Source organism: Alishewanella sp. SMS8, from assembly GCF_030737935.1.
Classification (GTDB): Bacteria; Pseudomonadota; Gammaproteobacteria; order Enterobacterales; family Alteromonadaceae; genus Alishewanella; species Alishewanella maricola.
Genome location: NZ_JAPJEA010000008.1, coordinates 1 through 17,882 on the forward strand (window position 1 = coordinate 1; position 17,882 = coordinate 17,882).

Genomic DNA, 17,882 nt, shown 5'->3' on the forward strand with positions numbered 1-17,882 from the left:
GGCGGAGCGGACGGGACTCGAACCCGCGACCCCCGGCGTGACAGGCCGGTATTCTAACCGACTGAACTACCGCTCCGGAAAGCATCAAAATGTTGGCGGAGCGGACGGGACTCGAACCCGCGACCCCCGGCGTGACAGGCCGGTATTCTAACCGACTGAACTACCGCTCCGCGCCAGCATCAAACGATTTCATTTGGGTATCGTCTGGTGCGGCGGGAATGATACGGATTACCCCAAACCCAGTCAACTTCTTTTTTGCCCCTTTTGCCTATTCCTTAGCCATCTGGCATAGAAAGATCCAATATATCTTCACCATCTTTCTTTTTTGCTGGTTTATTATTCGCTGTGCTGTCCCCTTTCGCCGCTGTAGCCGTCTTATTTACCGCGGCGGTAGCAGCAAGCTCGGTCTTTTTACGCCAAAACATTAAACGACTGAACTGCTTGCCAGATAACACAAACCAAATGGCTACTGCGCCTAACACTAAAATAAACAAATTAATCAGGATGATCCAAAGCCAAGGTACTTCTGTGGCAACCGGCTCTGCCACCTCAACAGCGGCTTCGGTTACAGTGTCGGCGGGCCCTAAGTCAGGCGCTTCCTGCGCCAGCATGGCCACTAAAAAACGCTCTTCAGGTAAATTTAATACAAACTCTCGACCATCGCGCATTTGGCCAAAAACGGCCATATTCAAAATATAACTACCATGCCCGCGGTTATCGACCTGTAGTTGCTTTGTTGTGGTAGGCTCGACTAAAGAAAATGATTGCATATCGCCATCTGGGTATTGAATTTGCCCCTGGAACAGCAAAGAGTCGACATCTACCAGATCACTATTCGCATCCAACATAATAATATGGCTTTGCTCAGCTGTAGTTGCCATCTGTACGTTAAGCGTAATAGGCGAAGGTTCAATAATAACGGCGGTTTGTTCCACTTCGCGAGTGTACAAAGGCGTACGCACAATAAAACGCGGGATCCACTCGCCTTGGCCAAATACCAAATTTATCTCACCGGTAAAAATACCGTCACGCGCACTGATGTCATAACCACGGCCATCATCACGAAAGTTGGCTACTTCCACCATACCTCGGCCGAAGTTTTCGTAACGTTTATCATTGGTACTGGTAAAAACCACTTGTAACGACAGTATGTCTTTAAATTCTCGCGCATTAATCGCTTTGCCATCTTGCAGCATCCGCGCCGTTAATTTAAACGTTTCCCCTACCACCATCGGTTTAGGTAAAGGATCAACATCTAATTCCACATCGGTCAGCACCAAAATCTTACTTTCGGGTAAAACTCGACCGACGGCCTGCCAAGGCCCTGGCATCGGCTGAGTAATTTCAATTAAATCGTAGGAAGGGCCATCAAACCAACGAATGTTGTTTTGCTTGGCCGTGTTATAAAACACCTTACTGCCATCGGGACGCACTAATACGATAGAAGCCGAGCCCGGTCGGCGAAAAAATACCAAGGTGATAGATTCAATACCGTCATCGATTCGAAACCGATTATCTAATAAGGGAATTTGATTACGTAATGGCAAGTCTGCCAACATACGCATTAATGGCTCTGGTGTTTGCGCTGGAGCCGACTCTGGCGTTGCAACAGGTAATGTCGAGTCTTGTTGTGCAGCAACGGTCAGCACAAACACATTACACAGCATAAAACACAGTAGCATTAATCTCGCCATAAACAGCTGCCCCCTTTCTTTTGCACTAAATCTAAACGACTTTGATGGGCAGTTAATTCTTGGCTGTTGGCTTTAATCACTTTTAACTTACCACTGCGCTGGATAACCAAGGGCCCTTCCTGATCTTGTTGATTGTTCGCGTCTTCCGCCGCTAAGTTTAAACTGACCTGCCCGCCGGTCATTAATAAATAAACATCAGCCAAAATTTCGGCATCTAATAAGGCGCCGTGCAAAGTACGATGGCTATTATTGATATCATAGCGGCGGCACAGTGCATCGAGGTTGTTTTTTTGGCCCGGATGCAAGTCTCGCGCTAATTTAAGCGTATCAACAATGCCACAATACTCCGCCACTGGAGGGATTTTTGGCTGCAACATGGCAAATTCATGATCTATGAAACCGACGTCGAAAGCGGCGTTATGAATGACTAATTCGGCCCCCTTAATGTACTCGAAAAAGCCATGTGCAATATCTCGAAACTTGGGTTCATGTTGCAAACGTTGGTTAGTAATACCGTGCACGGCAATGGCTTCAGCTTCAATTTCCCGCTCTGGATTAATATAAACATGATAATTGTTACCGGTAAAACGCCGATTTATCAGCTCAACACAGCCAATTTCGATAATACGATGGCCATCTTTTGGGTTAATGCCGGTGGTTTCGGTATCTAAGATAATTTGACGTTTTAACATTGCTGCTTTCGCTGTTGCCTACTATTAGGGTAGATTATACGCCGTTTTGCTTTGAGGAAAGACTTTATGCAGAAAACTGTTACGATCTATACCGATGGATCTTGCTTGGGTAACCCTGGTCCTGGCGGCTATGGCAGTGTCTTGCTTTACAAGCAACATCGTAAGGAATTGAGTGGCGGCTTTCGGTTAACCACCAATAATCGAATGGAATTGCTCGCGGCTATTGTCAGTTTAGAATCACTAACCAGCCCCTGCCTGGTTGATTTGACCACCGACAGCCAATACGTGCGCTTGGGGATCATGCAGTGGTTAGCAGGCTGGAAACGCAATAACTGGAAAACCAGTCAAAAACAGCCGGTTAAAAATCAGGATTTATGGCAACGTTTAGATGCCGCTTGCAGCAAACATCAAATTGCTTGGCATTGGGTAAAAGGCCACAGCGGTCACCCTGAAAATGAACGCTGTGATGAGCTAGCAAGAACGGCAGCCACCGACAATGCCACCGCGATAGATAGCGCTTTTGAGCAAAGTCAGTGATTATTTTGCCGCTAGCAGTTTTTCAAGCTCAGCAATAAACTTTGGGTCATCAGGACTGGTTCGGCTACCAAAATGCACTACTTGTTGCTCGTCTTTACTGACAATATATTTATTGAAATTCCAAGACGGGCTTTCACCGGTTTTTGCAATTAACGCTTTAAATACCGGGTTAGCGTTATCCCCGCGCACACTACTGGTTGAAAACATTGGAAACTCAACACCGTAAGTTAAATAACACACCTCAGCTGTTTTTTCTTCATCGCTGTGTTCTTGCCGAAAATCATTTGATGGGAAACCTAATACCACTAAACCTTGATCTTTGTAGTTTTGGTACAATGTTTCTAAGGCTTCAAATTGCGGAGTAAAGCCACACTTACTGGCAGTATTCACCACAATTAATGTTTTACCCTTGAATTCATCACATAAATCGACACTTTCACGGGTTTTGAGTTGCTGCACTGAATGGCCGAGAATATTACCGCACTGTGCGGCTAAGCTCTGTACCGAAAAGGTCAGTGCTAGCACGGCCGCGAGGTTAAGTGTTTTTTTCATTTCGCTTTCTCCAAGTATTTACATCTAAGAACGATCTTAGGTAGTGACTATACGCCACCAGACGAAAGACAGTTTATTTTGTTGAACGCTAGTTTCACAGGCAGCGAGTTATGGTTATATTCATTCATACTACAAATTAAACACACTAACGTTGTGTGCTCATAAAAAATATCAACCTTAACAGCACTACAACTTATTGCTCTAATTAAGATTTTTTCTTTGAAGCTACGGTGAGCCTTACACGTTGCTATGCAGGGTTAACAACAGTATTGCTCGCGCTCAAAAGGGCACGATAGATGATCTATGGGTTAAAGCCTTACATCCACATGATATGGCCTGTGTTACGGACTATTTCGACGATTACATTAATAAAACAGACAATAAACTATACAAAAATCAATTTAGGATGCGCCATAAAGATGGTCATTGGGTATGGATCCTTGCGCGTGGCCGAACCATTGTCAGCTCAGAACATAAACTCACTGTTGGTATTCATTTAGATATTACCCAACGCAAAAAATCATTGTCTTTGATGCAATACTTCGCTGGTATAACAGTGAGCTAGGTTTCGTGTCTTCCGCCGAGCTTATTCCGCTAGCGGAGCGCTCTGGCATTATCGCACCGATAAGTACCTGGGTATTATCCGAGGCCTTTAGGTAATTTGCGGTGTGGCAAAGTAACGGCTATCAGGGTTTCACTTTGGCCATCAACTTATCACCGATTCAATTTCAGCAACCCAATTTACTAATCTTAATCAAGCAGTTACTTAAGCAGCATAATATTTCAGCCAATAGGCTTTAGCTAGAAATAACCGAAAGTGCCATGATGGATAACCCAGAGCAAAACGCTATTTTAATTAAACAGTTTAATGAGCTCGGTTTTAAAATTGCAGTCGATGATTTTGGTACGGGTTATTCATCTTTGCGTTATTTGCAGCGATTCGCCCTAACAAAATTAAAAATAAACCAATATTTTATTCAAGATATTCAAAATGATAAAAACGATAAAGCGATTGAGAGTGCAATCATTAAAATCGCTAAAAGCATGGATTTAATTACTATTGCTGAGGGCGTTGAAACGTTAGAGCAACTTAAGATTCTAGAAACAATGCATTGCTATGAGATACAAGGCTATTACTATAGCAAGCCTCTGAGTGCTGAAGATGCAACGGCCTTTTTGAAATTACATGGGACACACTGTTTAATTGATAAGCAATGAGTCCCCTACACCGGCGACAACTGCGGTTAGCGCGCTAGAAACTCCGCACGAGTGCGAGCGTCATCTTTGAAAATACCGCCCAGTGCTGTAGTTTGCGTTTTGGAGTTAACATCCATTACACCACGCGATTTCACGCAGTAATGTACCGCATCCATGGTCACTGCAACGTTGTCTGTTTCAAGTAAGGCTTGTAACGCCACTAAGATTTGCTGGGTTAAGCGTTCTTGCACCTGAGGACGTTGTGCAAAGAAACGCACTATGCGATTAATCTTAGATAAGCCAATGATATTATCTTTAGGAATGTAAGCCACCGTAGCGCTGCCATCGATGGTGACGAAGTGATGCTCGCAAGTACTGGTAAAGCTGATGTCTTTCACTTTGACCATCTCGTTTACTTGCATTTTGTTTTCTATCAGCGCCATCTTCGGAAAGTTTTGATAATCCAAACCACCAAAAACCTCATCAACATACATTTTAGCAATGCGATGTGGCGTTTCTCTTAAACTGTCATCGGTGAGATCAAGCCCCAAGGTGCTGACAACCTCAGTGAGTAACTGATTAATCTTTTCGTATTTTTCATCGCGGGACAAGCCGTTATCACGCATAGGAGTCTCAAGACCACGCGTCTCAAGTGCACTACGGACTAACATTGCTGCTTCTGATAACATAGTTTTTCCAAATACTGATTTGCAATATCTGTTATACGCACTGCAAAGAAAAGCAGTTTAGCGACCAGATCATAATATTATTATTTTACACCCTTAAACGACGAAAGCCCAGCAAAGGCTGGGCTTAGGGTGTGGCACAGTGTTTAATTACTGTACAAGCGCCAGTGCTTCTAGCAGTTCACGCGGCTCTACTTCAGGGCCATTGAGTGATTCATCCCAATTAGTGCCGATTAAGACGCCGTCATCGTACATCTCTTTTAACCAGCCATCACAAAACACATCGAGTGGGATTGGCTCAGGTTTATAGCTTGACCATTCTTCTGAGCAGTGCGCTTGGGCATCCGCTTTGCTTGACCAAAAGGGCATTACATCTGTTTCTTCAAATTCTACCGATTCAACTACTAATAAGTCTTCACCATCAGCGAGAGTCCAGACTACGCCATGGGTTTTAGCTTCTTCGATAAAACGTTGGAAGCTTGGATCGTGTGCAAATTCAGACATAATTAACCTACTAATAATTCTCTAATGATGCATATTAAAACAGAGATCTGCATGCAAAAGCCAACATTATTCTAAAGCATCGCCATTCACTTTCCACCACTGGTGAAAATAACGTACAATTTGCTTCACTGTGACAGCCCTTAACGGACGGAAACTTAGTAATGGCACAATTTATCTATTCAATGTATCGGGTTTCGAAAGTGGTTCCCCCGAAACGCACCATCTTAAAAGACATCTCTTTATCTTTTTTCCCCGGCGCCAAGATTGGGGTACTTGGCTTAAACGGCTCGGGTAAATCGACGTTATTACGCATTATGGCCGGTATCGACAAAGAGTTTGAAGGCGAAGCTCGAGCATTAACTGGCACAAAAATCGGTTACTTACCGCAAGAGCCGGTATTAGATAACAACAAAACAGTACGGCAGATTGTTGAAGAAGCCGTTAGTGATGTAAAAGAAGCGTTTACCCGGCTAGATGAAGTGTATGCCGCTTATGCCGATGAAAACGCCGATTTTGATGCCTTAGCGCGCGAACAAGGCGAGTTAGAAGCATTAATACAAGCAAAAGATGGTCATAACTTAGATAACACGCTAGAGCGTGCGGCAGATTCATTACGCTTACCACCTTGGGATGCCAAAATTGAACATCTGTCGGGCGGGGAGCGTCGCCGGGTGGCGATTTGCCGCTTGGTATTAGAACGCCCCGATATGCTGTTATTAGATGAACCCACTAACCACTTGGATGCTGAATCGGTGGCTTGGTTAGAACGCTTTTTACACGATTATCCTGGTACTGTGGTCGCCATTACCCACGACCGTTATTTCCTAGACAATGTAGCCGGTTGGATCTTAGAGCTAGACCGGGGTGAAGGTATTCCGTGGCAAGGTAATTACTCTAGCTGGCTAGAACAAAAAGAAGCCCGACTAGCACAAGAAGATAAAACAGAAAGTGCCCGCCAGCGCTCAATTAAACAAGAATTAGAATGGGTTCGTACTAACCCGAAAGGCCGCCATGCAAAAAGTAAAGCGCGGATGGCACGTTTTGAAGAATTGCAAAGCCAAGATTTTCAAAAGCGTAATGAAACTAATGAGCTGTTTATTCCACCTGGGCCACGTTTAGGCGATAAGGTACTAGAAGTGGGACACCTGCGCAAAACCTTTGGCGATCGTGTGTTAATCGATGATCTGAGCTTTAGCATTCCTAAAGGTGCGATTGTCGGTATTATCGGCCCGAATGGTGCAGGTAAATCAACACTGTTTAAGATGATCACCGGCGCGGAGAAAGCCGATAACGGCAGCATTGAACTTGGTGAAACGGTGCAAGTAGCAAGTGTTGATCAGTTCCGCGATAGCATGAACCCAAAAAACACGGTGTGGCAGGAAATCTCAAACGGCCAAGATATGCTGCAAATTGGCAATTTCCAGATCCCAAGCCGCGCTTATGTTGGCCGTTTTAACTTTAAAGGTAACGACCAGCAGAAGTTTATTGGCGAGTTATCAGGGGGTGAGCGTAACCGCGTGCATCTGGCGGCGCTATTAAAAGCCGGCGGCAATATGTTGTTACTCGATGAACCCACCAACGACTTAGATGTTGAAACACTACGCGCACTCGAGAACGCCATTTTAGATTTCCCTGGTTGTGCCATGGTGATCTCGCACGACCGCTGGTTCCTCGACCGTATTGCCACGCATATCCTCGATTATCGTGATGAAGGTAAAGTGAATTTCTTTGAAGGTAACTACTCTGATTACGAAGCCTGGTTAAAACAAACTTATGGCGCGGCAGCACTGGAGCCACATCGGATTAAATACAAGCGGATCTAACCGCTGTTAAAGGTTAATCTCATTAAAACGCCTGCCTTGTGCAGGCGTTTTTGTTGATACGTTTTAACCAGAGCAACGTATAAGAAAACGTTTTATGTTATCAGCAAAAGTGACTTGCTTTGTTGCATTGATCTGATAACTTAATGAGAATCATTATTAACTAAGGCTTTATTATGAAAATCCTCGTTATTTCTAGCTTCATTGCATTGTGCTACTTCCCCGCAACACTCGTGCAAGCCTCAGATCGCCCTGCTCATTTCAGCGGTAAAGCGGTCAGTGATGTGCAGCAAGCTAGCAAGGTGTTCTTAGAGAAAAATACCGAGTTGGCTAACTTGTTAGCCGGTGAGTTAAATCCAACCAGCGTTACGGCGATCCACCAATTAACCTACACTTTGGAAAATGCACTAGCCCTAATACCCAACACTAATGATCAAATTAAAGCAGCATTAGAAGAAGTGCATTTAGGCTCTGAATATATGGATTATGAGCGTGTTAAACGCAACGGCGCTACTTACCTGCAACTAGCAAAATCGCTGACAGAATAAAAACGCCAGGACAATACACCGCAGTTTAACAATGTAGCCAAACCCATTAATTAATAGGCGATTGAAAAACAGCTAAGGCTTTACTTAAGCCCTAATTAAGGCTCTTAGCCGCTTACACATGCACCTTGTTACTAACGCGAAGCTTTTTATGCTGTGCTAGAACACAGTATAATTAGCCGCATCCACAGCTTTGGGTCTATGATCATGATCATAAATTATTGGCAAATAAGTGCCTGGTGTTTGGCTATACTTTGCATCGCACTAAGTTATCCAAAAGAGTTGTGGCCACGCTTATTACAATTACCGGGTTATCAGCATTTTGTATTTGCCTCAGCAGTAGCCTTAACCCTACTCTGGTCTGTAAAAGCCGGCATAGTACCGGGCTTAGAGTTGTTTTTTCTGGGTATTACCACACTGGTATTGTGTCATGGCTGGCGTATCGCCATTTGGATCAGTTGCCTGCCCTTAGCTTTATTAATGCTATTTAACAGTGTCAGCTTGGCTGAGGGTGGCGCCTTTGCATTAACTACCTTTATTTTACCTGCATTATTTAGTTATGCGGTATTTAGCTGGTCATATCATTATCTGACTCGCCATTTATTTGTATATATCTTTATTGCGGGTTTTTTAAATGCCGCCCTGAGCATAGTGCTAAAAATTGTACTCACCTCTGGCTGGCTGTATCTGCAGCAACAACATGACTGGCATACGATTTATCACAACTATACGCAATTAGCCTTGCTCATTTGGTTTGGCGAAGCATTACTCAATGGCATGGCCATTACGCTAATGGCAGTGTATCGGCCAGAATGGCTCAGAACCTTTTATGATAATGAATACTTATCGCCTGATCGCTGAGTGTGTGATAACTAAAGGCAAGGTTAAGGAAAGAGAAAGAGAAAAGTAGCGCACAGCGCAGCATAAAAAGGTATCCAGACTCGATGCCTGGATACCTTATTGGCGTATTTAGCCTTTTAATACCGTTGCGACGGCTTTGGCGAAATAGTCGATATTGGCATGATTCAAACCCGAAATACTGACGCGGCTAGAACCGACCATATAGATACTGAACTCGCTGCGTAGCCGTTCAATTTGCGCTTTGTTAATGCCTAAAAAGCTGAACATACCATGCTGACGAGCAATAAAGCTGAAATCTTGGGTAATGCCTTCAGCAGTAAACTTGTCGATGATCAGCTGGCGATAGCTATTAATGCGATTACGCATTTCTGCTAATTCGTCGTGCCACAGTGCCGTTAACTCGGCGCTATCTAAAATATGGCTAACAATAATGGCACCGTGCGTAGGTGGCATTGAGTAAATACCGCGCACGACGCTGAGTAAGTTTGCGCGGACAGCGTCGGTTTCTTTGCTGTTACTAGCAACAACACTAACAGCACCAATTCGCTCGCGATATAAACCAAAGTTTTTCGAGCAAGAGCTACACAAGATCATTTCTGGCACTTGCTCAGCTAAATAGCGCAAACCTGCGGCATCTTCATCTAAACCGGCGCCAAAACCTTGGTAAGCCATATCAACCAAAGGAGTGAAACCTCGCTCTTTCGCGATCGCGGTAAAGCGTTGCCATTGTTCGAAGTTCAGATCCATACCACTGGGGTTATGACAACAGGCATGCACTAAAACAACGTCACCCGCAGGAATTTGCTCTAAATCAGCAAACATCTGCTCTACCTGCAAACCTTTGGTGTCGTAATCGTAATAAGCGTATTCTTTGACTTTTAAACCCGCAGCTTGGAATAACGAGATATGGTTTGCCCACGTCGGGGTGGTCACCCAAATCGTCGCATCCGGATTCGCTCTCTTGATAAACTCCGCCGCCACACGCAGTGCCCCTGTGCCGCCAGGTGTATGCGCCGTAACAACGCGATTTGCTAGCAATACTGTATGAGTCGCACCAAAGGCTAACTTTTCAATGTGCGTATTAAAAGACGGATCACCGGCCATACCCACATAGGTTTTGCTGTCTTCATGCTTTAAACGTAGCGCTTCGGCTTCTTTTACGCATTTTAAAACCGCGGTGTGGCCTTGTTCATCTTTATAAACACCTACGCCAAGGTCAACTTTAAGAGGGTTAGGATCTTCACGATAAGCCGCCATTAGCCCTAATATGGGGTCGATAGCGACAGGCTTTAACTGAGAAAACATATTGTTCTACCTGGTTTATGATTATAAGGAGGCAACACTAAGCGATTGCCGGTAAACACTCGGGGATGCTCAGACACACAGCCACTAACAGGGCCAATGCCTCTGCGGTAAACACCTGCTGCTTCAAATCTTCAGCGTCAATAATGCCAACTATTTTGCCCGATTGTGCAAACAGTGGCAAACAGGCCTCGGCTTTAACTTTCGGATCGCAGGTGTAATATTCACCGCCTTGTTGCAAATAGGCCGCGACATCGTTAATCACACGGGCTTGGCCAGTTAAACCCACCGTACTGTTATTACTGATCTTGGCAAACTCAGTATTTAACGGAAACTCTGCCCGAGAGGCGGCGCCAAAATAGCTTAATTTAACCAGCACCATCTCTTGCTCCAGATTAGCACGCGCTTGATAAATACCAAACCATGCTAAACCCGACTGCTGTTGATAAAATTCAGTTATTTTCGTTAAACGTGCTAAGGCTTGGTGATTAGCGCTGGTTTGACCGCCCAAAATCGCGGTTAAATCATATGGCTCACTGTCCAGCACACCAAATAATGAACACGCCCCTCCCTCGCCTAACTCAGGTACTTGGTATTGCCATTGCACTTTGGCATTGTGACTATCGGCAATATGTTGCTGTAACGCTTGATAATAGGCGGTGGTTTTTTCAGTAAAGGCTTGATCAAAAAAAGAAAATTGCTCTTTAAGGCCACTAAGCTGTAAATAGTGGTTAATTTGGGTTGGAATACTCAATTTTTAGCCGTCCAGATTTCTAAAATCAAGGCGATATTCTACCAGATAACATTAAAAAACCAAGCGAGACACAGAAAAACTTGCGAGCAACGCTTGTGCTGAGTAAGCTACGGCCAACTTTTCAGGACATTTTATGATGAGCAAAAAAATTTCCTTAGCCGATTGGCAACAACAACTGACTGGCGCTACTCCAGAGAGCACGAATCCGGCGAATCAGGCTGGTTTGGTCTATTCCACGGCGACAGGCCGAATTGACGCGAGCAGCCCTGCTGTCTCGACGGCTGAAGGATTTGCTGATGGTGCCTTACGCATCCGTCGGGAAACGAAAGGTCGGGGCGGTAAGACGGTATTAACCATTTTAGGCTTAACCGGTAGCCCCAGTGAATTAAGCCAACTATGTACAGAATTAAAAAAGAAATGTGCTTGTGGTGGTTCGGCCAAAGACGGCATTATTGAGATACAAGGTGATAAACGCGAATTAGTCACTACCTTATTACAACAAAAAGGGTTTAAAGTGAAACAAGCCGGCGGATAGGCCGGCTTGTTTATCTCAAGCGATATTAACAACTCGGTATCGAACGATTACGGCGTATTGGGTTCAGAGTTCTCTATACGGCCAAATACCTTTCTGAAAAAACTGTCTTTGCGCCACAATGGCCGCGTTTTAGCATTCGCTACATCCAGCGCAATATTAAAATTAATATCGGCAAATACGGCGCCAGCATCATAACGAATAGCCCCATACTCTTTGGTTAAGCTGGCAATATCATCCGAAGGGCGATGATAATGCTTGGCAAAGAAACTGGCCCACACTTTGCCTCCCGATACCTTTGGATCGGTTGAAGTAAAACCGGTCATTAAAAACACCGCAGGCACACCTTGTTGCACTAAGCGATAATGATCTGAGCGCGTGAAGATAGCTTGCTCGGGCATCGGATCTTCACTTAAGGTTCTGCCCTCTTTTGCCGCAGCACGGGCAACCACATCACCTAGGGTCGAGTGATTTGCACCAAAAGCAATTAAATCGGCAAAAGAATACAGTAATACCGGCATATCTAAATTAACGTTAGCCACCATCTGCGAAATAGTCATTGGCGGTTGTTTCGCTAGATAATCTGCCCCTAATAAGCCTTTTTCTTCACCGGTAACCGCAGCAAACAAAATAGAGCGCTTTGGCGATGTCGGCAGTTGCGCAAATAAACGTGCGGTTTCAAGTAAGATCGCGATACCTGCAGCGTTATCCATTGCCCCGTTATTAATTTTATCTTCGCTGCGTAAATCGTTAGAAAAACCGATATGATCAGAATGTGCAGTTAATACTACATATTCCTCTTTTAACAGCGGATCGGAACCGGGTAAGGTCGCTAACACATTCGGGCTTGTCACTTGCTGGTGAGTACTTTGGCTGCTTAAGTTAACTTCGCCTTTTAACGCAAAACCTTTGGGGACCTCATCTTTTTCTAATAAAGCAAAAATATCACTCAGGTTATAACCAGCGGCAGCGAATAACAGACTAGCCGCATCAGGATGCAAAGTTGCGCCACCTTGTAACTGAGCAAAGCCCCGACCGGGGTTACCTTCGTCATCTAACCAGCTCATGCTCGGACTATTTAAATACATGAGGCTATCGGCATAGGGCCGAGTTTTTTCTTGCTGTGGCGTATGCACCGAAATAACACCGATAGCGCCCCGCTCAACCGCAAATTCGGTTTTCATACTGCCCAGATAAGCCCGCTCTTCGCTAGGTAAAAAAGCGGGTAAACCTGACAGCATTACCACGACTTTACCTTTAACGTCTAAATTCGCATAATCGTTTAAATCAAACACCTCCGACACTAAACCATAACCAACAAACACCATTTCACCTTGCAACTTAACGGCTTCGGTTTGCAAATTGGGCCCGGTTGTAAATTGCTGCGGGTAATCTAACGTCAGTTGTTGCTCGGGTAAACTAAAACTAAGCTTGGCACTTCCCGGCACAATTTGCGCTTTGCGCATAGGGACACGCTGAAAGTAGGTGCCATCAGCCGCAGCCGGCACTAAACCTAATGCTTGAAATTGCTGAGCAATATAACGTGAGGCTAATTCATGGCCTCGACTCCCCGTGTCACGGCCTTCTAACAAATCATCCGCTAAAAACGTCAGATGACTTTCAATCACCAAAGCGCTGGCGCGCGGGGCTTTGCTGGCTGGGGTACTGCTACAACCAGCAATAGTCATTAACGCGGCCGTACAAAGTAAAAAAATCTTTTTCATGGACTGTCTCAATAAAAAAGTGCCAGTATTCACTGGCACTGTAGATGGTAATAAAACTAAAGCTTAGTTAGCCGCTTGATAGCGTTGCTGATAACGCTGGTGTAGCTGTTTATGTTTGTTATTCAGATCAACATTGCGACCGTCAATCCATAATTGCATGATGTTATGCCCACGATAATCAAAAATATCGCCTTCAGACACGACTAAACTCGCGCTCTTACCCACCTCAATCGAGCCTAAACGATCGGCCACACCGGCAATTTGTGCCGCATCTAAGGTTAAGGATCGTAGCGCTTGCGCAGGTTCTAAACCGTAACGCGTGACATGGCCCGCAGCAAACACCAGGTTGCGGGTATCCCAGAAACCATCCAGCGATAACGCGAAACGCACACCGGCTTTTTGCAGCACACCTGGCACGCTAAAGGCTTGATCATAGGCTTCATCGGTACGCGTAGGTAAGCCATAAGGCGCGGTATAAATCACATCCACGTTATTCGCCGCCAGTTCATCTGCCATGCGCCAGCTATCGCGTCCCCCTACAATCACTAAACGGACCTTGTATTGTTTAGCTAAGCTGATGGCTTGACGCATTTGTCTTGGATCATCAGCATGAACAAATAAGGGTAATTTACCTTCAAACAACGCCAACATGGCATGCCAGCGTGAATCACGGCCACGATTTAAGCCGGCTTGCTCAGCTAAATAATAGGCTTGTGCTTGGCTAAAGTAGCTTTGTAACTGCTCCAGTTGCTCACGTTGCCGCTCTTGCTGCTTTTCCGCACTATCACGAACCCACCAACCGGTTTGTAAGCCCATGCGCGGCCAATTCACGTGTAAGCCCACATCGGCTTGCACTAGGGCATCTTGCCAATTCCAACCGTCTAACTGCATCAATGCTGAGCGACCGGTGATCAAGCTACCATCAGGATAAATTAAGCTATGGCTAAAACCGTTACTGCGAATAGTTGGGATCACCGCAGAATCAGCATTAAAGGCCACTTGCACTTGCAAATCTGGGTTCGTGGCTGAGGTTTCACGATCATCACGCGTGGCACGCACGGCTTCAACTTCAATTAAGCCTAGTTGGTTAATCAAAGCAATAAGCCCCGGATACACATGCTTACCGGTTAAATCTTCTATTTGCGCCCCGGCAGGTGCCGTTAAGTTCGTACCCATCGCGGCAATTTTGCCATCGACTAGTAAGACATCTTGAATGGCCGGCTCGGTTACAACGGCGTGCACCGTCGCATTTTTCAATAATACTGGCACGCTTTGTTTCGGTGCAGGTACGGGGTTTACCGCGAGTACGCTGCTCGTTGCCAGTGTAAGTGCTGCGGCAAAAATAGTGGTTAATTTTTTCATTAATGTTGCTCCCCATGGGCATGAGCATGACTTTCTGTGGCAGAGCCAAAACCAAAGCGTAATTTCAACCAGTCATCGTTATCTTCACAATGCCAAATCGGATCATCTTGTTTATAAGCGTTGCGACTACCGTTACGAGCAGAATCACCCGCGGTTAAGACCTTTTGGATCAACTGTTGCCGCTCTTGCTCAAGCTGTTGCCGCTTTGCTAAGTCTTCAGCACGGTCGAAGTAACGTGCCCCTTCAATCCACGTTTGTTGTGCCACACTGTAAACGGATAATGGATGGGCATCCCATAACACGAAATCGGCTTGTTTACCGACGGCAATTGAACCGACTTTATCGTCAATTTTTAATTGTTTTGCTGGGTTTAACGTCACCATCTTCAAGGCTTCTTGCTCATCCATATTACAATACATGGTAGATTTTGAGGCCTCTTGATTCAAACGACGCAGTAAACCAGGATCATCAGAGTTAACGCTCACTAACATACCCTGCTCATGCATCAAACAGGTGTTAGTTGGAATGGCATCCGTGACTTCCATCTTAAAGCCCCACCAGTCAGCAAAGGTCGATGCACTGGCACCATGCGCTTTCATTTCACTCGCTACCTTGTAGCCTTCTAAGATGTGGGTGTAAGTATTCACTTTGAAACCCATTTCATCAGCAACTTTCATCAACATTAAAATTTCAGAAGCCACATAAGAGTGTGTATGAATATGACGTTTACCTTCTAGAATTTCGACCAAGGTATCCATCTGATAATCACGGCGAGGGGGGGCAACACGGCCTTGCTCACGCTTAGACAGTTTATTGAACGCTTGCCAAGCCGCACGGTATTCTTTAGCTGCTTGGAATTGATCGCGAATAAAGGTTTCAACACCAATACGAGTTTGTGGGTATCGTGTATTGAACTCAGAGCCCCAATTAGATTGCTTTACGTTTTCACCTAATGCAAATTTGATACTCGGTGGTGCATCTTTAAATTTCAGGCCTTCTGCATCTTGACCCCAGCGTAAGCTAATAATTTGCGCACGACCTCCAATCGGGTTAGCACTACCATGTAGTACCTGCACTGCGGTAACACCACCGGCTAACGCACGATAGATATTGATATCATCTGAGTTAATCACATCACCTAAGTGCACTTCGGCGGTATTAGCATGTGAACCCTCGTTCACCCCTTGCTCGGTGGCAATATGTGAGTGCTCGTCAATAATACCTGGCGTTAAATGTAAACCTGTGGCATCGATTACTGTATAACCGCGTGGCGTAGTCAGGTTTTGGCCAATTTTCTCAAACTTACCATTGCGCACTAGCACATCACTTTCGGTCAACACACCGTCTGCTGTTGCTGTCCACACGGTCGCATTTTTGATATGCAGGTTTTGTTGCTGCGGTAAAGCATCTAAACCAAAAGCACGATTAGGATAAGTCAGTTTCGACAACATTGCTGGCGCGGCTTTAGCGGTTTTGGCATCTTTACTGCTGGCTGCAATTTGCTGTTTGGCGCTGACAGCCACTTCATTACCCTGTGCATCTAACCAATAACCCTTAAGTTGTTGCTCAGACCAAACACCATTAAATTGCAGCACCGCAGCTTGTTCAGTGAGCTTTTGTAACGGCAAGCTAAATTGTAACCGCTGGTCTTGCACCATCAGGTGAGTCAATTTCACTTTTTTATCGCCCATTACCGCTTCACCGCTTATTTTCGGCGCCGTACCCGTTAGCGTCACGCTAAACGTTTGATCTTGATAAGTGAGTTGATACTCACCAGCAAAAGCGGTGGGTTGCACACTGGTAAAGCGTTTTTCTTGGCCACGTAACCAGGTTGCGACAATTTCACCGTCAGTGAACAGATCACCTCGGCTGATCACAAGATCAGCCTGATAACCGGCAGCAATTTTACCTAACCGATCGTCTAAACCCAGTAAGCTGGCTGGTGTGGTGGTTAAGGCTGCGAGCGCTTGCTGTTTGTCTAAGCCGTATTGAATAGCTTTGCGTAAGTTGGGTAAAAACTCAGCTTTTTTAGTTAAACCATGCGTTGTGAAGGCAAAGTTTACCCCAGCTTTAGCCACTTCAGCCGGGTTAGCCGGTGCCCGCTCCCAGTGCCGTAAATCAGCAAGATTCACGTCTAAACGCTGCTCAGCCGCGTTAACCTGCGGTGCGGCGGGAAAATTCAGCGGTAGCAACAAAGGTTTACCGGTCGCTTTAATTTGTGACAAGCGGCTGTATTCATAGCCAGAGCCTAATAACAGCGCATTTTTAAGATTAAATTCGCTGAGTAATTGATTGGCGCGCAGTAATGAACGATCGTCTGTAGTATCAAACAAGATGCCCTGGCTGCTTAAACTGCTAAGCGCTTCTAAAGCCGCGTTAAACTCAACAGGCTTACCCTGAACGCTTAAATTCGGGCTAGCCGTGGCCGCTTGATACCAATTAGCGTCGGACAAGGTTTGACGGATCAGCGCAATTGATCCCATCAACGAAGAAGGATAGGTTTGCTGCGAACTGCCTTTGCTAAAAGATAAAAAATGCTGAGCGTCAGCTTTTAAAATTAAATCATTTGGCAAGCCTTCACCTAAAGAAGCAACAAAAGCGGTTCCACGAAAAATACCGTCTTGGCGGGCACTTTGTACCGTAGTAAAACCAGCTTTTAATAACTCGGTTGCTGCTTTACTATCGGGTTTAAATTGGGTTGCCCAACGCTGCTGTGCATGAATGGCGTCGTTTGCCGCATTGCCCCCCCTTCGTTCATTTTCATAAATTGGGTTACGACCACCAAAGCGCGCACGCTCAGCCTGACTAGCAGCAGTAACACCGTATTGAGTATAAGGGTCAATAAAACCGGGATATACAAAGTAACCTTGTAAATCAAAAGTTTGATAACCGGCAGGGATCTTAGCGCTGGTTGAAACCGCTTCAATTTTACCATCACGAATTAAGATGGTTGCACCGGTAAGTTCTTTGCCAGGCTCAGTGAGAACAGTGGCATTGGTTAGAGCCATGAGATTCGGGGTTTTATCCCGGATCCCTAACTCTGGCGTGGTTTGAGCCGCATAGCTAGTAGCGCTAAGCAAAGCCAAGGTCAAAAGTGACAGGCGAGCTGATATCATAACG

Annotated in this window: 17 protein-coding genes and 2 tRNA genes; 7 read left to right on the plus strand and 12 right to left on the minus strand. The window is 45.3% G+C overall.

The genetic code is table 11. The annotated features are described in order from the left end of the window. Positions 1-2: 2 nt before the first annotated feature. The 4 genes from ORJ01_RS15480 to dnaQ form a co-directional block, all read right to left on the minus strand. Positions 3-76, minus strand: a tRNA-Asp gene (locus tag ORJ01_RS15480). 17 nt (positions 77-93) lie between these two features. Further along, a tRNA-Asp gene (locus ORJ01_RS15485) sits at positions 94-170 on the minus strand. A gap of 105 nt (positions 171-275) precedes the next feature. Continuing rightward, a complete protein-coding gene (locus ORJ01_RS15490; protein ID WP_306178818.1) occupies positions 276-1,694 on the minus strand; it encodes a TIGR03503 family protein in 1,419 nt (472 codons plus the stop codon). Next, on the minus strand, positions 1,682-2,386 hold the full coding sequence (dnaQ, locus tag ORJ01_RS15495; protein ID WP_306178819.1) for a DNA polymerase III subunit epsilon: 705 nt from the start codon (positions 2,384-2,386) through the stop codon (positions 1,682-1,684). The genes ORJ01_RS15490 and dnaQ overlap by 13 nt, the downstream gene beginning before the upstream one ends. A 66-nt stretch (positions 2,387-2,452) precedes the next feature. On the opposite strand from dnaQ, the gene rnhA reads away from it, so the two are divergent. Further along, positions 2,453-2,923: a ribonuclease HI gene (gene rnhA, locus ORJ01_RS15500; RefSeq protein WP_306178820.1), complete on the plus strand. Its 471-nt coding sequence runs from the start codon at positions 2,453-2,455 to the stop codon at positions 2,921-2,923. Here rnhA and ORJ01_RS15505 read toward each other — a convergent pair whose 3' ends face one another. After that, a complete protein-coding gene (locus ORJ01_RS15505) occupies positions 2,924-3,475 on the minus strand; it encodes a glutathione peroxidase (protein ID WP_226752040.1) in 552 nt (183 codons plus the stop codon). Between the two features lie 244 nt (positions 3,476-3,719). Here ORJ01_RS15505 and ORJ01_RS16230 point away from each other — a divergent pair, with 244 nt between their 5' ends. After that, a complete protein-coding gene (locus ORJ01_RS16230) occupies positions 3,720-4,040 on the plus strand; it encodes a PAS domain-containing protein (protein WP_371930784.1) in 321 nt (106 codons plus the stop codon). A 242-nt stretch (positions 4,041-4,282) separates the two neighbouring features. After that, positions 4,283-4,693, plus strand: coding sequence for an EAL domain-containing protein (locus tag ORJ01_RS15510; protein WP_306178867.1), 411 nt, complete (start codon positions 4,283-4,285; stop codon positions 4,691-4,693). A 26-nt stretch (positions 4,694-4,719) separates the two neighbouring features. Here the strand turns inward: ORJ01_RS15510 and folE are convergent, their stop codons facing one another. Then, positions 4,720-5,361, minus strand: coding sequence for a GTP cyclohydrolase I FolE (folE, locus tag ORJ01_RS15515; RefSeq protein WP_229587876.1), 642 nt, complete (start codon positions 5,359-5,361; stop codon positions 4,720-4,722). 147 nt (positions 5,362-5,508) lie between these two features. Further along, on the minus strand, positions 5,509-5,862 hold the full coding sequence (locus ORJ01_RS15520) for a DUF2750 domain-containing protein (RefSeq protein WP_226752038.1): 354 nt from the start codon (positions 5,860-5,862) through the stop codon (positions 5,509-5,511). A gap of 161 nt (positions 5,863-6,023) precedes the next feature. Here ORJ01_RS15520 and ettA point away from each other — a divergent pair, with 161 nt between their 5' ends. From ettA to ORJ01_RS15535, 3 genes are all read left to right on the plus strand, one after another. Next, a complete protein-coding gene (gene ettA / locus ORJ01_RS15525) occupies positions 6,024-7,685 on the plus strand; it encodes an energy-dependent translational throttle protein EttA (RefSeq protein WP_226752037.1) in 1,662 nt (553 codons plus the stop codon). 173 nt (positions 7,686-7,858) lie between these two features. Further along, on the plus strand, positions 7,859-8,230 hold the full coding sequence (locus tag ORJ01_RS15530; RefSeq protein ID WP_306178821.1) for a DUF6746 family protein: 372 nt from the start codon (positions 7,859-7,861) through the stop codon (positions 8,228-8,230). Between the two features lie 204 nt (positions 8,231-8,434). Next, positions 8,435-9,088 (plus strand): energy-coupling factor ABC transporter permease, encoded by a 654-nt coding sequence (locus tag ORJ01_RS15535; protein ID WP_229587880.1) that lies wholly within the window; start codon positions 8,435-8,437, stop codon positions 9,086-9,088. Between the two features lie 108 nt (positions 9,089-9,196). Here ORJ01_RS15535 and ORJ01_RS15540 read toward each other — a convergent pair whose 3' ends face one another. Beyond that, positions 9,197-10,393 carry an amino acid aminotransferase gene (locus ORJ01_RS15540; protein ID WP_306178822.1) on the minus strand — a complete coding sequence of 399 codons (1,197 nt, stop codon included), beginning with the start codon at positions 10,391-10,393 and terminating at the stop codon, positions 9,197-9,199. Between the two features lie 37 nt (positions 10,394-10,430). Further along, positions 10,431-11,144, minus strand: a complete 714-nt coding sequence (locus ORJ01_RS15545; RefSeq protein ID WP_306178823.1) for a GAF domain-containing protein — start codon at positions 11,142-11,144, stop codon at positions 10,431-10,433. Between the two features lie 136 nt (positions 11,145-11,280). On the opposite strand from ORJ01_RS15545, the gene ORJ01_RS15550 reads away from it, so the two are divergent. Continuing rightward, positions 11,281-11,679, plus strand: coding sequence for a translation initiation factor (locus tag ORJ01_RS15550; protein WP_306178868.1), 399 nt, complete (start codon positions 11,281-11,283; stop codon positions 11,677-11,679). Between the two features lie 47 nt (positions 11,680-11,726). Here ORJ01_RS15550 and ORJ01_RS15555 read toward each other — a convergent pair whose 3' ends face one another. From ORJ01_RS15555 to ORJ01_RS15565, 3 genes are all read right to left on the minus strand, one after another. Then, the gene (locus ORJ01_RS15555) at positions 11,727-13,400 is read right to left on the minus strand and encodes a M28 family metallopeptidase (protein WP_306178825.1); all 1,674 of its coding nucleotides are present in this window, start codon (positions 13,398-13,400) and stop codon (positions 11,727-11,729) included. Positions 13,401-13,463: 63 nt separating this feature from the next. Continuing rightward, positions 13,464-14,762: an amidohydrolase family protein gene (locus ORJ01_RS15560; RefSeq protein WP_306178826.1), complete on the minus strand. Its 1,299-nt coding sequence runs from the start codon at positions 14,760-14,762 to the stop codon at positions 13,464-13,466. Further along, positions 14,762-17,878 carry an amidohydrolase family protein gene (locus ORJ01_RS15565; RefSeq protein WP_306178828.1) on the minus strand — a complete coding sequence of 1,039 codons (3,117 nt, stop codon included), beginning with the start codon at positions 17,876-17,878 and terminating at the stop codon, positions 14,762-14,764. Before ORJ01_RS15565 ends, ORJ01_RS15560 begins: the two co-directional genes overlap by 1 nt. Positions 17,879-17,882: the final 4 nt, after the last annotated feature.

Coding starts and splice junctions, on each gene's coding strand:
- ORJ01_RS15490 (WP_306178818.1), bottom strand. CDS start 1,694: ATGGCGAGATTAATGCTACTGTGTTTTATGCTGTGTAATGTGTTTGTG.
- dnaQ (WP_306178819.1), bottom strand. CDS start 2,386: ATGTTAAAACGTCAAATTATCTTAGATACCGAAACCACCGGCATTAAC.
- rnhA (WP_306178820.1), top strand. CDS start 2,453: ATGCAGAAAACTGTTACGATCTATACCGATGGATCTTGCTTGGGTAAC.
- ORJ01_RS15505 (WP_226752040.1), bottom strand. CDS start 3,475: ATGAAAAAAACACTTAACCTCGCGGCCGTGCTAGCACTGACCTTTTCG.
- folE (WP_229587876.1), bottom strand. CDS start 5,361: ATGTTATCAGAAGCAGCAATGTTAGTCCGTAGTGCACTTGAGACGCGT.
- ORJ01_RS15520 (WP_226752038.1), bottom strand. CDS start 5,862: ATGTCTGAATTTGCACACGATCCAAGCTTCCAACGTTTTATCGAAGAA.
- ettA (WP_226752037.1), top strand. CDS start 6,024: ATGGCACAATTTATCTATTCAATGTATCGGGTTTCGAAAGTGGTTCCC.
- ORJ01_RS15530 (WP_306178821.1), top strand. CDS start 7,859: ATGAAAATCCTCGTTATTTCTAGCTTCATTGCATTGTGCTACTTCCCC.
- ORJ01_RS15535 (WP_229587880.1), top strand. CDS start 8,435: ATGATCATAAATTATTGGCAAATAAGTGCCTGGTGTTTGGCTATACTT.
- ORJ01_RS15540 (WP_306178822.1), bottom strand. CDS start 10,393: ATGTTTTCTCAGTTAAAGCCTGTCGCTATCGACCCCATATTAGGGCTA.
- ORJ01_RS15550 (WP_306178868.1), top strand. CDS start 11,281: ATGAGCAAAAAAATTTCCTTAGCCGATTGGCAACAACAACTGACTGGC.
- ORJ01_RS15555 (WP_306178825.1), bottom strand. CDS start 13,400: ATGAAAAAGATTTTTTTACTTTGTACGGCCGCGTTAATGACTATTGCT.
- ORJ01_RS15560 (WP_306178826.1), bottom strand. CDS start 14,762: ATGAAAAAATTAACCACTATTTTTGCCGCAGCACTTACACTGGCAACG.
- ORJ01_RS15565 (WP_306178828.1), bottom strand. CDS start 17,878: ATGATATCAGCTCGCCTGTCACTTTTGACCTTGGCTTTGCTTAGCGCT.